At 43.5% G+C, this 19,345-nt stretch carries 14 protein-coding genes and 2 pseudogenes; 11 read left to right on the top strand and 5 right to left on the bottom strand.

The genetic code is table 11. The features are described 5' to 3' along the window. Positions 1-188 precede the first annotated feature (188 nt). The 3 genes and pseudogenes from V7L12_RS12210 to V7L12_RS12200 form a co-directional block, all read right to left on the bottom strand. Positions 189-3,049, bottom strand: a pseudogene (locus V7L12_RS12210) (M16 family metallopeptidase). A gap of 142 nt (positions 3,050-3,191) precedes the next feature. Next, a complete protein-coding gene (locus V7L12_RS12205; RefSeq protein WP_335084528.1) occupies positions 3,192-3,635 on the bottom strand; it encodes a VOC family protein in 444 nt (147 codons plus the stop codon). A gap of 66 nt (positions 3,636-3,701) precedes the next feature. Further along, positions 3,702-4,211: a TIGR02652 family protein gene (locus tag V7L12_RS12200; RefSeq protein ID WP_442939936.1), complete on the bottom strand. Its 510-nt coding sequence runs from the start codon at positions 4,209-4,211 to the stop codon at positions 3,702-3,704. Positions 4,212-4,453: 242 nt separating this feature from the next. Between V7L12_RS12200 and V7L12_RS12195 the strand changes: the two genes are divergently transcribed. The 4 genes from V7L12_RS12195 to V7L12_RS12180 all read left to right on the top strand — a co-directional run bounded on the left by V7L12_RS12195 (position 4,454) and on the right by V7L12_RS12180 (position 9,531). Next, positions 4,454-4,981: a gamma carbonic anhydrase family protein gene (locus V7L12_RS12195; RefSeq protein ID WP_335084497.1), complete on the top strand. Its 528-nt coding sequence runs from the start codon at positions 4,454-4,456 to the stop codon at positions 4,979-4,981. A 153-nt stretch (positions 4,982-5,134) separates the two neighbouring features. Further along, complete coding sequence (locus V7L12_RS12190; protein ID WP_334815914.1) at positions 5,135-5,260, top strand: photosystem II protein Y; 126 nt, start codon at positions 5,135-5,137, stop codon at positions 5,258-5,260. A gap of 81 nt (positions 5,261-5,341) precedes the next feature. After that, positions 5,342-6,643 carry a bifunctional folylpolyglutamate synthase/dihydrofolate synthase gene (locus tag V7L12_RS12185; RefSeq protein ID WP_335084527.1) on the top strand — a complete coding sequence of 434 codons (1,302 nt, stop codon included), beginning with the start codon at positions 5,342-5,344 and terminating at the stop codon, positions 6,641-6,643. Positions 6,644-7,461: 818 nt separating this feature from the next. Then, complete coding sequence (locus V7L12_RS12180; RefSeq protein ID WP_335084496.1) at positions 7,462-9,531, top strand: hypothetical protein; 2,070 nt, start codon at positions 7,462-7,464, stop codon at positions 9,529-9,531. Between the two features lie 131 nt (positions 9,532-9,662). Here the strand turns inward: V7L12_RS12180 and V7L12_RS12175 are convergent, their stop codons facing one another. Beyond that, positions 9,663-10,967: an ABC transporter substrate-binding protein gene (locus V7L12_RS12175; protein ID WP_335084495.1), complete on the bottom strand. Its 1,305-nt coding sequence runs from the start codon at positions 10,965-10,967 to the stop codon at positions 9,663-9,665. Positions 10,968-11,119: 152 nt separating this feature from the next. Between V7L12_RS12175 and pilM the strand changes: the two genes are divergently transcribed. From pilM to V7L12_RS12150, 5 genes are all read left to right on the top strand, one after another. Further along, entirely contained in the window at positions 11,120-12,226 is a 1,107-nt protein-coding gene (gene pilM, locus V7L12_RS12170; RefSeq protein WP_289795820.1) for a type IV pilus assembly protein PilM, read from the top strand. Between the two features lie 4 nt (positions 12,227-12,230). Next, the gene (locus tag V7L12_RS12165) at positions 12,231-13,007 is read left to right on the top strand and encodes a PilN domain-containing protein (RefSeq protein WP_335084494.1); all 777 of its coding nucleotides are present in this window, start codon (positions 12,231-12,233) and stop codon (positions 13,005-13,007) included. Then, positions 13,004-13,768 (top strand): pilus assembly protein PilO, encoded by a 765-nt coding sequence (locus tag V7L12_RS12160; protein WP_335084493.1) that lies wholly within the window; start codon positions 13,004-13,006, stop codon positions 13,766-13,768. Before V7L12_RS12165 ends, V7L12_RS12160 begins: the two co-directional genes overlap by 4 nt. Positions 13,769-14,050: 282 nt before the next feature. Beyond that, positions 14,051-16,297: an AMIN domain-containing protein gene (locus tag V7L12_RS12155; RefSeq protein WP_335084492.1), complete on the top strand. Its 2,247-nt coding sequence runs from the start codon at positions 14,051-14,053 to the stop codon at positions 16,295-16,297. A 470-nt stretch (positions 16,298-16,767) separates the two neighbouring features. After that, positions 16,768-17,343, top strand: a complete 576-nt coding sequence (locus tag V7L12_RS12150) for a Uma2 family endonuclease (RefSeq protein WP_335084491.1) — start codon at positions 16,768-16,770, stop codon at positions 17,341-17,343. A gap of 60 nt (positions 17,344-17,403) precedes the next feature. Here the strand turns inward: V7L12_RS12150 and V7L12_RS12145 are convergent, their stop codons facing one another. After that, positions 17,404-18,024 (bottom strand): Uma2 family endonuclease, encoded by a 621-nt coding sequence (locus V7L12_RS12145; protein WP_335084490.1) that lies wholly within the window; start codon positions 18,022-18,024, stop codon positions 17,404-17,406. Positions 18,025-18,151: 127 nt separating this feature from the next. On the opposite strand from V7L12_RS12145, the pseudogene V7L12_RS12140 reads away from it, so the two are divergent. Next, positions 18,152-18,794 (top strand): annotated as a pseudogene (locus V7L12_RS12140) (Uma2 family endonuclease). A 57-nt stretch (positions 18,795-18,851) separates the two neighbouring features. Next, a complete protein-coding gene (locus V7L12_RS12135) occupies positions 18,852-19,100 on the top strand; it encodes a hypothetical protein (protein WP_335084489.1) in 249 nt (82 codons plus the stop codon). Positions 19,101-19,345 lie beyond the last annotated feature (245 nt).

Here is a 19,345-nt window from a genome sequence, read left to right as displayed (position 1 = left end):
TCTGCCGTAATATTTGTACCCAAGTAGGAGTTGAGAAAGCAAGACGTTTAATTACAATTTCGTAAAAATGGTGATAAATTTTCATCACTAGTTTTCAAAAGGCAATACTGATGAGCAGGAACAATTTATAGATAGCAGGAAAAACCACTTTACCCATTCTTTATATTATCCATGCTCAGTGCCCATCTCTACCTAATGCTTTTCTCTGCTAACACAGATGGCCCAGCAGTAACGACTACGATTTGATCTGAGTGGAGTAACTCACGAGCCGCTTGGTTAACTTGGGTAAGGGTGACTTTCTGGATTTGCTCGGTGAAGGAGTGCAATTCTACTTTATCTAGTCCGTATACCTCATTCATCAGAATTCTATCTGTTAATTCCTCTGGGTTTGCCAGGGAAACGTTGTAATTGCTGATGAGAGTACGTTTAGCTGTTTCTACTTCTAGTACAGTTACACCTTGTTGATGGATTTGTTGTAGTATTTGGCGGGTGCTAGCGATCGCTTTACTGCTATCTTCAGGACTAGTTTGCATTTCTATCAAAAATGTGCCCGCATTTTTTCCAGCTTCAAAGGAGCTATAAATTCCATAGCTCAAACCTTGGCGATCGCGCACTTCTGCACCCAGTCTACTAGATAAGGTATCGCCTCCCAAAATCTGGTTCAATACTAAGGCTGCCTGAAACCGAGGATCATAACGGTTAATGCCTGTGTAACCCATATAAGTTACAGCTTGGGCTTTATCTGGTAAAACTGGGTTGACACTGACTATTTTCTCCGGCATTGCCACTGAGGGATATTTTAATGTGGGTGCTTGACCGCTAACTTCCCAGTCTCCAAACTTATTGTGAATGAGCGATCGCACTTTGTCTAGATCAAAATCTCCCACCAGCGCTAGCACTGTTGTATCTGGACGATAATGTTTAGCTTTGAAATCAATCACATCCTGGCGCTGAATCTGCTGTAAACTCTCCTCTGTGGGAAAAGTATGTAAGGGATGTTTTTTCGGATAAATTGACTGAACAAATATTCTTCTAGCTACTTCTGATGGCTCATCTAATTCCAGTTGCAAATCAGTTAAGGTTTGTTGGCGATGCAGTTCCAACTCTTTGGTTGGAAAGGTACTATTTTTAACAACATCTGCCAATATCTCCAGGAGTATCGGCAAATCATCTGCTAAACTATCACCTTCGATATGCACACCTTCGCGGTAGGTTTGAAAGTCTAGACTTGCCCCTCGTTCTCCTAAGACTTTAGCAATAGTTAAAACATCCTTGTTCTTCGTGCCATTTAGCAAATTATCTGCCACAAAAGCAGCCAACCCAGCTTTATTATCTGGATCAAATTCTGTCCCAGCTTGAATATAGCCGCTCAAGGTAACTGTGGGAGTACTCCGATCGGGTAACAATAATATTCGCAATCCGTTGGTAAATTTAAATTCATCTGGTAAGACTTGGGGAATCGCATCTGTAGCCAAATCCACAGGCGGTAAGTACTTCATCACCTCAGAAAAAAGCACAGGTGCGCCAGGAGAGAAATTTTCTATAGTTTGGGCTGAGTCTGGTTTGTCAGCAACTTCTGTTATCCGCTTCTGGGTTGGTTCAAAAAAGCCTACTGTCCGCGCTTCTTTTGTCAAGTATTTGTTAATGACAGCAACAACATCCGTCGGCTTCACCAGAGCAACAGCTGCCAAATAGCGATCTGTGTAGCGATAATCACCAACAGTTGTCTCATCAGTGCCCAATCGCATTGCTTGAGAAGTAATATCACGGTTACTCAAAATTACATCTGCTGTTAGTTGAGTTTTAGCTCGTTCTACTTCCTCAGATGTCACACCTTTTTCTGCTACATTAGCGATCGCACTACTCAACATTGAGTCAATTTTTTTCAAATCTTGTTTAGCTCCAGCCGTTACCAACACCTCATACCAGCCAGATTCTCGCAAACTGGTGATGGATGCTGTAACTTCACTAGCTAAACCTGATTCCACCAATGCCTGATAAAGTCTAGAATTCCGTCCCTCTGTCAAGATGTAATCCATCACATCCAGCGCTGGAACATCCGGTTGATTTGCATCCGGTAGCGGATACACAACTTGTAACAGCCGCCCTGCTCCCGGTTCTCGCAATACTATGGGAGTGGTGAGTACTGTTAGCGGATAGCTAAGGTTTAGCCCGTGCTGAGTGCTGTGTGATGGAGATGAGGGAGAAATAACTCCTGCCTCCTGCCTCTTTGGTAATTTGCCAAATACTTCTTTAATTGTTTTGAGGGTATTTGCAGTTTGAAAATCTCCAACAATCACTAAGACGGCATTATCGGGACTGTAAAAATTGCGGTAATATTTTTCTACCTGCTCAACTTCAAATTTCTCGACATCAGCTTTGGTGCCACCTACAGGCAACCCGTAAGCATGATTGGGAAACACCGCTTGCATGACAGCGCGGTTGAGGCGATATTCTGGACTATTTTCGTAACCCTGCAACTCCGAAATTACTACCCGCTTTTCACTCGCTAATTGCTCCGGCTCAATCTGGGAATTTTGCATTCTGTCTGCTTCCAGCACCAAAAGCGCTTTCAGCTTGTTTCGTTCCACAGTACCGTAATATGCAGTTTGATCGTAGCTGGTGAAAGCATTGGAATCACTACCTAAAGCACTAAACAAACGTCCAAATTGAATTGGACGATTGCGAGTGCCTTTAAACATCATGTGTTCCAACTGGTGGGCAATGCCATTCACACCCGGTTCTTCGTTGCGTGAGCCAACCTTGTACCACACCTGCACCGTCACCACTGGCGCAGTATGCACTTCCTTTGTCAGGACAGTTAGACCATTTTCCAGCACTGTCTTGCGGACATTTTCTGTCAGTGTTGAGGGCATTATTCTTTTTGCTAGCAAGGTTGACTGATATTTTTCTTTATTAGATATAACTGCATGTTGGCTATGAGCAGGTCATCGCTCAACAAAAAAACAGCTACTAGCCATAAACTTAAAAGTAATAACGGCAAGGGATATTTATAAAATTTGGAATAAAATTTGGAAAATCCATACATGTATTTAGCAAATATATCTGTAAATTAAGTTACATACTTATTTTGGAGAGTGACTACACTTTAATCTGGCAAAAAAATCTGTTACTTCAGTAACAATGCAGAAAAACAATATATTAGCAACAAAGGTAATAAAAAAGCTAAATTACGGGAGTTTTGCTAAAACCCGAATGAATTCCAGAGGTAAACCATCGGTATCGGCGATGAAAGCTACTTCGTAAATGCGATCGCCTATTTGCTGTTGTGTCGGCTCTAAAAGTACCTGCAACGGTTGTAATTCTTCGGGTTGACTCTCAGCAGCTAGCGCTACACGTTCTTGTAAACTTGTCAACCAACTAGGTAAATCTGGTGTAATCTCAGTTAAATCAAACGAGAGATGATAATATCCCACATAATGTTCGTCAGCAAAGGCATCTGGGGCTGGTTTTGGTTCGGGAATTTGGATCAGTTCAATTCTGCCGCCCAATCCTTCCATCCAGCAAGCTAGGGTGTAGCCTGTGGTAAAGCGTTCTGAGATTGTAAACCCTAAATGTTCGTAGAAAGCGATCGCTCGATGAATATTCGCAGTCCGAATAGAAGCGTGGTGCATAATTTGTCCTTTGTCAGTTGTCATTAGTCATTTGTCAAATGACCAATGACCAATGACCAATGACCATTATTCAAATAACCTGAAATAAGGGTAGCGTACAGGGACACCAGGCTCTTTTTCCAAGTCAAAATTAATCACTTCCCAACAGGCATCATCTGAGGTATCGGGGCTAAACTCCACGGGTAAACCGTACAAACGCGCAGCAGTAGCTTCTGGTTGTCCAGAACGCCAAGGCGTACTGCGTTCTAAGTAGCCACTCATCAATTCCTGATAGCGTCGAGCAATAATCACTCGTGTTGCTCGAAAGCCTTGGGTATAGAGCTTGTCTAATGCTTCGTGAATTTCAAAGCGGATACCATCAGGATGAGTATGTTGTCTATACCATTCATTATTCCACCTCCGCCAATGACGCCCCGATTGCAAATGGATTAACTCTCCATTTTTAGGATTAGCTTCAAACGCGCCATGACGCGGACACAAATAGGTATCTGTTAGTGTCAGCGCCGGAATAGTCTGGCGACAATGGGGACACTGTATTTCCGGCCCAAACATCGGGTACTGCAAACCTGGATTCATCATGAAGTGCGTACAAACATAATTTTGTCTTCACCAGCACTAGTGGGTTGGATTATACACTTCGGCTCAACCACTTTGGGTTACTTGCTCACTGCTGCATAGACACGGTGTTGCAGCAGGAACATTGTTCACTAGTGTTTTCCTCAGCGTAGAGGCTTGACGCTGTGATATCCTGGTTGTGCAACCAGCCTCAAAGGTTAGAGTTTCTCCAGTGTTCCTGGGTACCATATTCATATTCTATCGTGTCTACCGCTTCTTACTGGACATCTCCTGATTTTTCTCAAGCTGCCTTCATTGCGGACAATGCTGTTGTTATGGGTTCGGTAAATATAGCAACAGGAGTGAGCATTTGGTATGGAGCAGTGGTGAGGGGAGATGTAGAACAAATTGAAATTGGCGAATGCACCAATATTCAAGATGGTGCAATTCTACATGGTGACGCTGGTTTTCCAACAATTTTAGAAGATCATGTTACCGTAGGGCATCGCGCTGTAGTACATTCTGCTTACATTGAGCGTGGAAGTTTGATTGGTATTGGCGCAGTGATTTTAGATGGGGTAAGAGTGGGCGCTGGTAGCATTATTGGTGCTGGCGCAGTGGTAACTAAAAATGTACCGCCTTTGTCCTTAGTTGTCGGTATTCCAGGTAAAGTGTTACGCCAAGTAACAGATGTTGAAGCCGCAGAACTGATTGAACACGCTAAACGTTACCAAAAGTTAGCTTTAGTTCATGCTGGTAAAGGTACTGATATTGGTTTTAAGAAGTCTTAAGGAGTAAGGACAAGGGGAATAACCAATGCCCAATGCCCCATAAATTAAATATTCTTTACATTTGTATTTGGAAAAATTGCCCACTTCAGCTAAAAATAAAAATGAGAGCTGTTGACAAAACTTTAATTTCTACTTAAGAGAGGGGTTCTAGATATGGATATCGATTTTCGTATAGCGATCGTTTTAGCACCAGTTGTTATTGCCGCTAGCTGGGCAGTGTTTAATATTGGCGCTGCGGCTTTAAGACAAATTCAAGGCTTTTTTGATCGGGAAGCCTAAATTGATTAATCGGGCATGGGGCATTGGGCATTTCCCCCTGCTCCTCTACTCACCCATCTCCCTACTCCCCACTCCCCTTCTTTGGATATCGATTCTGTAATACAACCGCTGCAACGCTTTGGCGTCCATCTGGGACTCGATCGCATTGTCAATCTATTGGCAAATCTCGGCAATCCCCATCACCAAGTCCCGGTAATTCATATTGCTGGCACTAATGGCAAAGGTTCAGTTTGTGCCTATCTTTCCTCCGTACTCACTGAGGCTGGTTATCGTACAGGACGCTACACTTCCCCCCATTTAGTTGATTGGACGGAACGTATTTGTCTGAATGAACAGCCAATTTCCTCAGAGGAATTGAGTCAATTATTAGAAAAAGTCCAAGAGGTTATTCGCTCTGATGACGAATCGGCAACTCAGTTTGAAGTAATTACAGCGGTTGCTTGGTTATATTTTGCCCAGCAGCAAGTTGATGTGGCTGTGGTAGAAGTCGGACTAGGAGGGCGCTTAGATGCAACCAATGTCTGTTTGGAACCTCTGGTTACGATCGTCACTTCCATTAGCCGGGAACACTGGCAGCAACTTGGCCCTACCATCGTTGATATTGCTAGAGAAAAAGCAGGTATTCTCAAACCTGGATGTCCTGTTGTGGTTGGGCCATTACCACCAGAGGCAGACAAAGTGGTGCGATCGCGTGCCTTAGAATTACAATGCCCGATTTTTACGCCTCAACCCGCCCGTCAAATCGCTACAGGATGGGCAGAATATCAAAATATTCAAAATTCAAACTTAATTAAATACCCTTTGCCATTAGCGGGACAAATTCAATTAGCAAATTCAGCTTTGGCAATAGCAGCTTTAGAAATTCTCCAACAACAGGGTTGGCAGATTTCTGAAGAAGCCATAATTAACGGCATGGCAAAAACTAAATGGCCGGGGCGGATGCAATGGACTACCTGGAAAAACCATAAATTATTACTTGATGGCGCTCATAATACCGCCGCCGCCGAAGTTCTTCGCCAGTATGTCGATAGCTTAGACGCAGTTAACCATGAGCCAGTCAATTGGGTTATGGGAATGTTTGCCGATAAGGATCATACTGATATTTTTACCGCCTTACTGCGACCAGGCGATCGCCTTTATTTAGTGCCAATACCAGTAGAACCTTGGCCCGGTAGAACTTCCGCTGACCTAGACTACTTATCAAACCTAGCTTACAGCCTCTGTCCCCAATTAAGCGATCGCCAAATCCATCCAGATTTATTCACAGCACTCGAAACCGCAACCTCAACCACTACCACAGACGATTTAATAATTGTGTGTGGTTCACTTTATTTAGTAGGCGATTTTTTAGCAACAGCTATATCTATAAATTCACTACAATAATTGTTGCAAATACTTAAGCCTTTCTTATACATATAAGAGTATTTGTTGCAAAGGTTAAAGTAATTGCAGCAAAGGATTATACCTTTCCTGCAAATACTTAAGCCTTTCTTATACATATAAGAGTATTTGTTACAAAGGTTAAAGTAATTGCAGCAAATGATTATACATTTCTTGCAAATACTTAAGCCTTTCTTATATATGTAATAACATTTGCTGCAAAGGTTAAAGTATTTGCTGCAAATGTTCAAAGTTGAGATACTAATACCATTTATTTTTGAAGATGCGCCTACAGGATTTAGGCAAAACTACAAGCTGTAGCGGCAATTCATCTAGATCCATTCGCAAAGCGTCTCGTAGAGAAGCGGCTTAAGGCAGGTGTTGGTGTATCATCACTCACACAAGTAATTTAAGTTTCATAGAAAAATGTTCACTCTTGGAATGAAGCTGCGGGTAGTTCTACTAGCTGCTGAGGATGAGTGCGTAGGTGTAGCCCGCCGCAGGCATCGCTGTTGAGGTACAATTTTTCTTAGCTTGAATTTGTCACCCCGTAAGGGTGATGCCTACGCACATCTACACAACTGGTAATTGTAAGCCTTGTAATTCGTGATTAAACTTCCTAATTACGAATTACGTAGCTTGCTTGTTGCCTGTATACGAGTATTACGAATTACGAATTACAAAGGGGACGCTACACGAAGGCAGGTTTCAGAACTGGAATTTTTTGTGAGTCCGCGCAAGCAAAAAAACTTTGTGTAGCCGCCAATTCCATTTACCAAGGCTCTCGACTTCCTAAATCACTACCAATACATGAGAAAATCATGGTTAATTCATCATTGAATCTCTCTGACCTCAACGGCGCTAATGGCTTCGCGATCAACGGTATCAATAATAGTGACAGCTCAGGCGTTTCTGTCAGTAGTGCTGGAGATGTCAACTCCGACGGCATCGCTGACCTAATTATCGGGGCATATTTTGCCGACCCTAACGGCTCTCTTTCAGGGCAGAGCTACGTGGTGTTTGGCAAGAGCACAGGCTTTAGCCCCCAACTCAACCTCTCTGACCTCAACGGCGCTAATGGCTTCGCGATCAACGGCATCAATAAAGGTGACGCCTCAGGCATTTCTGTCAGTAGTGCCGGAGATGTTAACTCCGACGGCATCGCTGACCTGATTATCGGGGCATTTGGAGCCAACCCCAATGGCTACTCGTCAGGGCAGAGCTACGTGGTATTTGGCAAGAGCACAGGATGGAGCGCCACTCTCAACCTCTCTGACCTCAACGGCGCTAACGGCTTTGCGATCAACGGCATCAATAAATATGACATTTTAGGCCGTTCTGTTAGCAGTGCCGGAGATGTCAACGCCGACGGCATCGCTGACTTGATTATCGGAGCATACCATGCCGACCCCAACGGCTCCAATTCAGGGCAAAGCTACGTGGTATTTGGTAAGAGGACAGGATGGAGCGCCACTCTCAACCTCTCTGACCTCAACGGCGCTAACGGCTTCGCGATCAACGGCATCAATCAGGATGACTCCTCAGGCTTTTCTGTCAGCAGTGCCGGAGATGTCAACTCCGACGGCATCGCTGACCTGATTATCGGGGCACAGGAAGCCGACCCCAATGGCATCGCGTCGGGGCAGAGCTACGTGGTATTTGGCAAGAGCACAGGATGGAGCGCCACTGTCAATCTCTCTGACCTCAACGGCGCTAACGGCTTCGCGATCAACGGTATCAATAATAGTGACAACTCAGGCGTTTCTGTCAGCAGTGCCGGAGATGTTAACTCCGACGGTATCGACGACCTGATTATCGGGGCAAGATTTGCAGGCGCTAACGGCCTCGGGTCAGGGCAGAGCTACGTGGTATTTGGCAAGAGCACAGGATGGAGCGCCACTTTCAACCTCTCCGACCTTAACGGCGCTAACGGTTTTGCGATCAACGGCATCAATGAAAGTGACTGGTCAGGCGAGTCTGTCAGCAGTGCCGGAGATGTCAACTCCGACGGCATCGACGACCTGATTATCGGGGCAGACGGTGCCGACCCTAATGGCTACTTATCTGGGCAAAGCTACGTGGTATTTGGCAAGAGCACAGGATGGAGCGCCACTCTCAACCTCTCTGACCTTAACGGCGCTAACGGCTTCATTATCAATGGCATCAGTTTATTGGACGGGTCAGGCAATTCTGTCAGCAGTGCCGGAGATGTCAACTCAGATGGCATCGCTGACCTGATTATCGGGGCACCAAAAGCCTTCCCCAACGACACCAATTCAGGAGGGCAGGCCTACGTGGTATTTGGTGGGAAGAATATAGGCAAGAGCAGCACCATTAACCTAACGGGAACTGCTGGTAAAGATACTCTTGTCGGCACAGACAGCAACAACATCATCGACGGCAATGCTGGTAACGACATTATTAATGGCTTCGGTGGTAATGACCTGTTGCGGGGTGGGTCAGGGGATGATACTCTCACTGGTGGATTCGGCAATGATACTCTCGTTGGCGGTGCTGGCAATGACGTACTCACAGGTGGTACGGGTGCTGACAAATTCCTTTACAACACTGATGCTGCTTCTGCCCTGAATGGTATTGGTGTAGATACCATCGCTGACTTTAAGAGGTCACAAGGTGATCAAATTATCTTAGATAAAACTACTTTTAGTGCGATCGCTTCAACTGCGGGAGCAAGTTTTAGTAACAGCAGTGATTTTGAAATTACTTCTTCAACAGGGACTAGCACGGCAAAAATTGTTTATGATCCTGTGAGTGGGCAGTTGTTCTATAACCAAAATGGCAGTGCGGCTGGTTTTGGTAGCGGTGGTCTATTTGCGACTCTAACTGGTGCGCCAACTCTTATGGCATTAGATTTTGTGGTGCAAGCGTAGTTCGTCCAAGACACCCTTTTTCAAACAGGACTTACGCAACTTGCCTAAGTTCTGACAATGCGAGCGTAAGTCTTACATCGATTTTCCGCCCCGGAATTCTTATATTTAGCTATTTATTTTTCGTTTGTTTCCTAACTCCTAGTACTGTTCCACTCTTGCGCCGCATCTTCTACGGCTTTATCTACAGTCTTCTGGCCTAACATTGCTGCTTGCAAGTTTTCGTAAACAGCCTTTTGCAGTTTGTTGAAATCCTTCAAGGTAGGGGTCAGTATTTCTGCCTTTGGCAGTTCTTGAGCGCTCATAACTCGCGCTTTTTCTATTGTTGAAGCATTAGCTGGAACATCTTTAAAGTAACTATCAGACAATGCTTTGATTGTAGAAGGTAAGACATTTGCAGCTTTAGCAAAGGCTAACTGATTTTCGTCATTGGTGACAAATAAAGCAAATTTCACAGCGCCATCTGGTTGTTTAGTGTCGCGGGGAATAACTATGTTCATCACCGCGACATTCTTCTTACCTGTGTCACCAGTAAGTTGAGGTGCTATTTCCGAAGCTTGAGCAATTTTCGGGGCATTATTAGCGATCGTTTTCAGAAACTCTGGGCCAGAAGCTAGAAACGCTGTCTCTCCAGATTGGTATAAATCGATCGCGTGGCGATGTCCTTGGGTTAAAGCCTCTTTAGGAAGCAACCCTTTTTTATACAAGTCTACCCAATACTGAAACGCTGCCTTACCTGGTGCTGAATTAAACGCCGCTTTACCCTCAGCATCTATTAGAGTGACTCCCATTTGCACAAAAGATTCCAGCACTTCACCAGAATCTTGCGGTACGAAAGTCACAAAAAAGGCATATTTGCCAGTTTTATCTTTAATTTGTTGCGCTGCTTGTGCCAATTCTGCGTAGGTTGCAGGTGATTTATTGATACCTGCCTGTTTTAATAAATCAGTGTTATAAATGGTTAACCGTGTGGTGAGATACCAGGGAATCCCAAAACTCTTGCCATTAAGCGTGCTTGCTTTCCAGATATTCGGCAGATAGGAGGAACGTACATCATTCGGGACTTTTGCATCTAAATCTAACCAGGCATTTCGTCCGGCAAGTTGGGAAGCAAAACCCGGATTCAAGTTAACTACATCAGGTGGCGTTTTTGCGGAGACAGCTGTTAATATTTTGTTCTCCATTGCCGCCCAAGGTACATCGACCCAGTTAATCTTTATACTTGGATTTTGCGATTCAAAATTCGCAATTAGCCTTTTGAAGTAGTCGGTAAATTGAGGTTGAAGTTGCATTGTCCAAAACTCAACAGTTCCCACTCGTGAAGTAGCTTGTTTTGTACTTGTATTAACGTTACCTGTGCTGCAACTTATAATCCAACTGGTTAATAAGCCAAGCAGTACCAAGGCAACAAGTTGTTTAGATTTTCGCAATTGAATCATTTTCCCAGTATTTATACGCTTGATCGGTGTGAAAAGCTTAGACAAAATTGTTGAGATTATAGGCTAAATAAATTACCCGTAAAGACGTAATATATAACGCCTTTACTGCAACAAATTTAAATTTTCAATTTAGCAGTGCAGCGGGCACAACTGTGGTAAAAAGCTTCAATAGTCTGTTTGGCAAATCGAAAAAAGGGGTAGGCATTGAACTTGCTCCCGAACGGGTGAATGTTGTTCAGCTACGCAAGCAGGGTCAAGGCTTGAAACTAGAAATCTATACATCGGTAGCAGTTCCAGAAGGAATAGTTATCGATGGTCAAATCAGCGACCCTCCAGCAATGGCGCAATTAATCCAGCAAGCGCTAGCTGAGAGCAAAATCAAAACTTCTCACGTTGCTACTGGTGTACCAGGACGAGATTCTATCGTTCGGATTATACCAGTGCCAGCAGAGTTAGATGATAAAGAGCTGCGAGAAATGGTGCTGAACCATGAAGCAGGTTTGTATTTACCCTATCCTCGTGAAGAGGCTGATGTAGATTATCAGAAACTTGGGTACTTTGTAGATGAAGATGGCATTGAAAAAGTACACGTACTCTTAGTTGCCACCCGCAAGGAGATAACGGATACCTATATAAGTACATTCGAGCAGGCCGGATTACAAATTGATGTTTTAGAAATTAACAGTTTTGCTCTGATTCGGACTATTCGCGAACAACTGCGACAATTTGGGCCGCAAGAAGCAGCAGTACTAGTTGATATCGAGTTTGACAGTACAGAAATAGCCATCATCGTTAACGGAGTACCGCAATTTTCGCGCACAGTCCCCATCGGGACTTATCAAATGCAAACTGCCTTAGCAAGGGCAATGAGCTTACCTACATCACGAGATATGGAGCTGTTACACGGAATGGTTATTCCCGCAACTCCCATAGACGGCGGTAAAACTGGCGTTACCGAACTCGATCCTGGCATGGCTGCCATATTGAGAGTCTTGGGAGAATTAACGGATGAACTGCGCCGTTCTATCGATTTTTACCTGAATCAAAGTGAAAATTTGGAGGTAGCGCAGATTTTATTAGCTGGCCCAGGAGGTGGACTTCAACAGCTAGATGAATTTTTTACCCAACGATTGAGCTTGCCAACTACCCAAATAGATCCAATCGGGTCTTTGTCTTTGGAAGTGGACACTGATAAATATCCACAGGTACAACGCTCTGGCTTGGCAATTGTACTCGGTCTAGGAATGCGGGAGGTGTAATAAAATGTACAGCCTAGATGTTAACTTTCTTAAAGACCGCCCAGCATACCAGAAAAAGCCAGAGAGAAAGGGAGGAATAGCCCTAAAGTTTCCTACGGGAGATTTGACACTACTGTATGTGGGAGTTGCAGTAGGTGTAGGTCTTCCAGCTTTATTAGGAGTTGGTTGGTGGTTCCTGCAAGGGAAGATTGTTGAATTAGATGGTCAGATTGCACAACTAGACCAAGAAAGCAAGAGATTAGATACAGAAATAGGAAATATTAACAATATCAAAGCCGAAACGAACGCAGTTAAAGGGGAAACCCAAGCTTTAGTAACTGTATTTGACCAGATTCGTCCTTGGTCAGCAATGTTGCAAGATTTGCGCGATCGCATCCCAACGGCAGTGCAAATCGAGAACATCAAGCAAATCCCACCTGTAGCGGTAGTGGCAGGTCAGCCACCAAATAATCCGGCAGGAGGATTAGAAATTAACGGATTGGCTCGTTCCTTTAATGATGTCAATGATTTCTTATTGAGTTTACAACAGTCTCAGTTTTTGAAGTCTACAGAAACCAGAATTCTGACAGCAACGTTAGTAGAGGCTCCCTTAACATCAAGTGCGAGTCAATCTTCTAATGATGTAATAATTAAGCCACCTCAAGTAGTTAAATACACTATTCAATCGAGCATGAACGACGTTCCGGCGTCGGAATTAATTCGAGAGTTGGAAAAAAAAGGCACAGTGGGGTTAGTAACTCGAATTCGTAATATGCAACAAACAGGAGTCATTTCAAAATGACGCTGAGTGACGATTTAAATTTTGCCGAACAAGGTGGGGAATTCGACCAGGCAACGCCAGCCTCACCTGTGGTATTTGGTATTGCCTTCACACCAAAAATTATTGGGATCTTAGTGGGGGTAATTGGTTTAGCGGGAGCAGGTTATATATTGTTAAACCTGCTGATGCCAGCTTGGGAAAGCTATCAGCAGCAGCAAGCCAAAAGCTCTGAACTGCAAGCGCAAATTGAGCAAAAAAAAGCCAATATCAAACAGATTGACAAAGTTAAAGACGAACTAGCACAGGCAAAGCAGCAAAAAGTTCAGGTTTTAAGTTTATTTGCTAACGAAAAAACCTTAGATACATTGCTATTGGATTTGAACCGCTTAATTGAGTCTGGCAATACTCCAACTTCTATTAATGCAGTAAGAGCCAAACTGAAGAAATTTGTGCCAATTTCCCAAAAACCAGAACCGATTACCGATGGAAGTCTGGGAGAACAGGTTAACGGCAAGCTGCAACGCAGTAGTATTAATGCCGAAATTACAGCAACTTATGAACAAACACAATCGATAATTCGTAACATTGAGCGGTTACAGCCTTTGTTAATAGTTAAAGATTATCAAGCAACTTTGGCTCCAGCAGAGACAAGATCCCCATTAGATAAAACACCGATGCAGGTAGGCCCAGCAGCGATTAATACATCATTCCAGTTACAGGTATTGATGCCACTTAGTCCAGAAGAAATAGCCGCAGCAGCTAAAGCTGCTCCAAAAAAGTAGTCAAATTAGAGCCAGGACGAATAGAATTCGCGGCTATACAAGCGTAGACAAAGCCTTCCCGCAGACTAAGGATTAAAATTGAGGGTTTTGAAACTCACGTTCGCCCTTGGCGTTCCCGCAGGGTAGGTGGGTAAAGTCTCGTGTAGTCAAGCCAGCGCGGTCTTCTCCAAAAAGGAGAGGCTAGCGCCAATGGGGTTTCCCCATAAGCAATTGGCGTGTGGTTTCTAACCGCCTACTCAATAATTGTATGTAAACAAGGTTTTATAAGGTGAGGAATGAACTGTGAAACAGCTTCACGGTAATAGTTTTATTTTAGGTACTGCCGCTTTTGTATTTTTGACAGCTCAACCAGTTTGGGCACAAATTAGTCAAGTTACTGGTGTCCAGTTAAATCCTGTTAATGGTGGAATTAGCGTTGCTTTGAAAACTTCTTCCGGGTCGCGCCCCCAAGTTTTCACTACAAAAAGAGGCAAGGCTTTAGTCGCCGATATTATTAACACTCAATTACGATTACCACAAGGTAATACTTTTCGTCAAGATAACCCAGCACCAGGAATTGCCTCTGTTGAGGTTAGTCAGCTTGATGCTAATAGCATTCGGGTGACGGTAACTGGTAGCAACAATGCACCAGGCAGTCAACCCGTGGTGCGATCGCCAAATGGAATTACACTCAGCTTTAGCCCATCGGCAGGCACTACAGCATCAGCACCAACATCCACAGCACCGCCTGTTACTAGTCCAGCCCAACCTGGTCAAAAGCCAAATGTTCTCGTTCCCAACCCGGAAGTCACCATTGACGGACAACCTGCACAAGCTGCTGGGCCAGGTCAACCTGTGAGTCAGGCTCCACCTTTCTTACCTCGAGCCGTCGCCCCACCAGTAGGAGATATTGCTATTTCCGCTACCGATGCTTCTCCTAGCACAGTTGACTTGGGAACTCAGGAACGTGTACCCCGCCTAGTGCTGCGAGATGCGCCAGTGCGTGAGGTTTTGTCACTGCTTGCTCGTGCTGCTGGTTTGAACTTGGCTTACGTAGGAGGTGAGCAAGGTACCGCTGCTAATGCACCAGCAGTTTCTCAAACTATTTCTTTAGATATAGAAAACGAGCCAGTGCAAGATGTGTTTAACTACGTTTTGCGCTTGAGTGGTTTAGAAGCTAATCGCAGTGGTCGTACAGTTTTTGTCGGGGCTAAACTACCTAATGCGACCCGTGACATGATTATGCGTAGTATGCGACTCAATCAGGTAACGGTGGGAACCGCTCTGAATTTTTTGGTTGGCTTAGGAGCAGAAAGTGCCGTCAGCCGCGAACGACAAGTTACCAGTGTTAGTGCCGTACCCGTGGGTACTGGAGTTGCACCTATCACCCAAACTCAGACGACCACGGAAACTAGACTGGAAACCCAACGCGCTAATTTTACAGACTCTAGCCCATTACTGAGAGGTTTACAGGCATTAGGAGATGAGCGCACCAATTCCCTTACCTTAATTGGCCCTCCTAGACTCATTGAAATTGCAATGGCTCAACTAACTCAGCTTGATATTCGCCGTCGTCAAGTGGTAGTCAACGTCAAGATTATTGATGTTAACCTCTTAAACACCCAGGATTACAACACCAGCTTTTCTTTTGGGATCGGCAACAACTTCTTTAACAGTGAAGGTGGTGCAGCGACTTTTAATTTCGGCGGTTCTAGACCAGCTACAAATGCTGAAGCGAGAAGCAGTGTGACTAGTACACCTATAACCACTAATCCACTTAGTAGCGCAAATGTTTTTATTGACCCGACTAACTTAACATCAGGTACTGCTGGAGCAAACTCTAATCCTCAAACAGCAGGTATTACATCCGACGGATTAGCCTTACCAAGTTTATACCAGTTCCCCAAACGGTTACTCGCTAGTTTGCAGGCTCAGGTTACAAATGGCAACGCCAAGATTTTGACTGACCCCACCTTAATTGTGCAAGAAGGTCAAACGGCTAATGTCAAGCTGACCCAGGAGGTGCTAGGTAACATTACGAGCACAATAAGTAGTGCTGATAATCTCGCTACACAAACAATTACAGCTGAGAAAACAGACGTGGGTTTAACCCTAGCTGTCAAAGTAGATCGGATTGATGACAATGGTTTTGTATCCCTATCAGTGGCTCCCGTTGTTAAAGCACCCCAATCGTCAGCTAATCTAAATTTGGGAGGAGGTAATGTCCAACAAATATTTTTGGTGTCTGAGCGATCGCTAAATTCTGGTACAATTCGCCTACGAGATGGTCAAACACTTATTCTTTCAGGCATCATTCAAGACACAGACCGGACAACTATCACCAAGATTCCTATTTTGGGTGATCTTCCACTTATTGGTTCGCTGTTTAGAAGTACAAACAGAAATAATCAGCGCAATGAGGTGATTGTATTGCTTACACCTCAAATCATGGACGACTCTGAGAACTCCTCCTACGGCTATAACTACAACCCCAGCCCAGAAGTGCGGCAAATCCTTGAGCGTCGTGGGTTGAAGGTTCCTGGTAGGTAATAAAAATGATTAGCAGGTAAGTCACCTCTGCCAAAGGCTCAGATCCCCGACTTCTTTAAGAAGTCGGGGATCTTCTTGTTTACGAGTAGGATTAAGTTTAAATGTCATTCTAGAATAAAACTACCCAATTACAATAGAAGTAATAGTAGTGGGTAAATACTAATGAGTTTACAACAAGAGTTATTAACAAAATGGCGTTCTCTTCCACAATAACAACAAAAATAAGTTTTAGATTTTGTTGAATTTCTTGGTTTGAAAAACTCTGCAAATAAAATCCCTTTGGGAGAACGTTTGCAGCAAATTCGTACTAAGATTGTTGCTTCTAGTAAACATTCATTAGAGCAAGATGAAATCGAAAAATAATTCGCCAGTCGCAGAGGTGAGCTACAAGGTAGAGAAGAATAAAAATAGTAGAACAAAATGGATATAGATTTGTAGCCAGTCAGCTAACAAAAACGGGAAATACTCTTATGACAGCACTTACATTAAACCTCAATTCTGTAATTAAACTGACAAGAGAGCAGTTTTATCAATTATGTGAAGAAAACCCCGATTTAAAATTAGAACGCAACGCCCAAGGAGAGTTGATTATAATGCCACCTACGGGAGGAGAAACAGGAAAAAGTAATTCTACTATTAACGCTCAAATATGGTTCTGGAACGACCAAAATCAATTAGGCGAAGTTTTTGATTCATCAACTGGATTTACTTTACCTTCAGGGGCTGACCGTTCTCCAGATGTTTCTTGGGTGGAAAAATCTCGTTGGGATGCTTTGACTAAAGAACAAAAAGAAAAATTTATTCCCCTATATCCTGATTTTGTGATCGAGATACTTTCGCCTAATGACAGCTTGAAAAAAACTCAGAAGAAGATGCAAGAGTATATCGAAAATGGTTGTCGTCTAGGTTGGTTAATCAACCGAAATAAACAGGAAGTAGAAATTTATCGTCCAGGACAAGATGTGGAAGTTTTAAAATTTCCTCAAACTATTTCCGGGGAAAATATCTTACCTGGTTTTGTACTCGATATACAACGAATTTGGTAAAAGGTTCGGTCTATAGACTTTATTTATCACATACTTATAAAACAGCAAGTAAGGTTGTGGCTACGTTGGTAGACCTCCAGCTTGAAAAATCTGTTCGGCGGTTAAATTCAATTCCGGGAAAGTAGGCGAGACTATGTTAGCGCTGCCCCTAAATTGAGTAACTTGGTATTCACCATCGATTAATTGATAAATAGATATAGTAGGCTGTTTGGGATTGCCAGTGAACTTTTTAGCGCCTAGACCAAGATAATCTACAACCCAGTATTCAGGAATTCCAATACCCTCATACTTACCCTGTTTTGTGTAGTAGTCATCATCCCAGTTGGTACTAACTACCTCAACTACTAAAGGAATTGATGCTGCAAGGCTTACAGTCGATTCTTTTTTCCATAGCGGCTCATTTATCAAATTAGGGCGATTGAGTAATAGCACATCTGGGGAGTAGCCAGATTCCGATTTAGTTGGTTTTACCAGCGCAGTTTTGGGGATTGTATAAGGTAAATTTAATCGGTCAAATTCTACTGTTAGTTTTCTTACTAAAAAACCAACAACATCTTCATGGTCTCCCAGTGGTTGTGCCATTTCAACAATCACGCCATCATGTAATTCGTATCTTCCGCCTTCGGGTCGCCACGCTGCAAAATCTTCAAAGGTTACTAGTTTGGGTATGGCTTGAGTCATAATTTATCGCCCTTAGTAGTCGTTTCGATCATACCGCTTCCTTACCTTGGCTCCATTCACATTCTGCCTTAACAGTAATATTAAGGGGTACAGTACTGGCAAAAGGTTTGTTGCAAAGAACTGAACTATGGTGGCAATAACAACATCGGCAGAAAATAGGGTTTTACTGCACAACATCAGCTGGCAAACTTTTAAAACCATGCTGCCTGAAATGGGTTCAGATCGTAACTTCCGCCTGGCTTATGACAATGGAAGCGTAGAAATTATGACCCCACAGATGCCGCACGAAAACTCAAATCGCTTAATAGAGGTTTTTGTTGGCGTACTGTGCGAAGAGTTGGACTGGGAAATTAGACGCGCTGGCTCATTAACTTTAACGCGGGATGATTTGCAGCGGGGAGCCGAGCCAGATAGTAGCTACTACATCCAAAATGAAGCATTGAGTTCGAGATAAAGAAAATATTGACCTCACCACCGACCCCCCGCCTGACCTGGTGCTGGAAGTGGAATATTCCAGGTCTGCAATAGACAAGCTGAGGCTTTATGCTGCAATGGGAGTCCCAGAGTTTTGGCGTTATAACGGCAGTGTATTGCGAGTTTACACACTTGCAAGTGGGCAATACTCAGAAGTCGAAACCAGCCCTACTTTTACGCCTGTGTCAGTGAAGGAGATTCCTCAATTTATCCAAGAAGCGAAGAAGAATGGGGAAATTGCTACTACTCGTGCTTTTCGGGCTTGGGTGCAACAAAAAATTTCTGCTAAGGATTGACTCACTCTGGCATTTTTCTTATAAGGGACTTGCAAAAAATAAATAATCCTAAAGTACATGGAGACAGTTAAAGGTGTAACGGATGCACCAGAAGAAGTTGTTGCAGCGATCGCTACCACAAATGTTAAGAAAGATGTGACTAATGGATTGCCTTGTAGGGGAGAAACTTTAATTTTTACCTCTTTCCTACTAAAGAAGCTTGCTATGGGGTTAAATTTCGGATTAGATTTTCCACATCAGATGAAAAGTGAGCAAAATCCCCGACTTTTTAGAGAAATCGGGAACCTGAGCCTTCAATTTCCATGAAAATTGGTTAATCTCAGCAATAACTCTTCAACATCAGTAATGAATGCTAACAAACGTTGACCATTTTCCACCTCCCCACTCCCCTGTTTTCTTTGCAATTGCGGGATTTACTAGGTATTTTTTCCTACTTTTGGGGTGGTTTTTAGGGAAACAAGTACCCTAAAATTACAAAAAATCCTGAAATCTATATAAATTAATGGTTTCATCTATCCACATCAGGCTACAACGCCTTAGAATGATTCATT

The sequence above is a fragment of the Nostoc sp. genome, assembly GCF_036918245.1.
In the GTDB taxonomy this organism is placed as follows: domain Bacteria; phylum Cyanobacteriota; class Cyanobacteriia; order Cyanobacteriales; family Nostocaceae; genus Nostoc.
The sequence above is the reverse complement of the archived record's forward strand: the minus strand, read 5'-3'. Positions and strand labels throughout refer to the sequence as shown.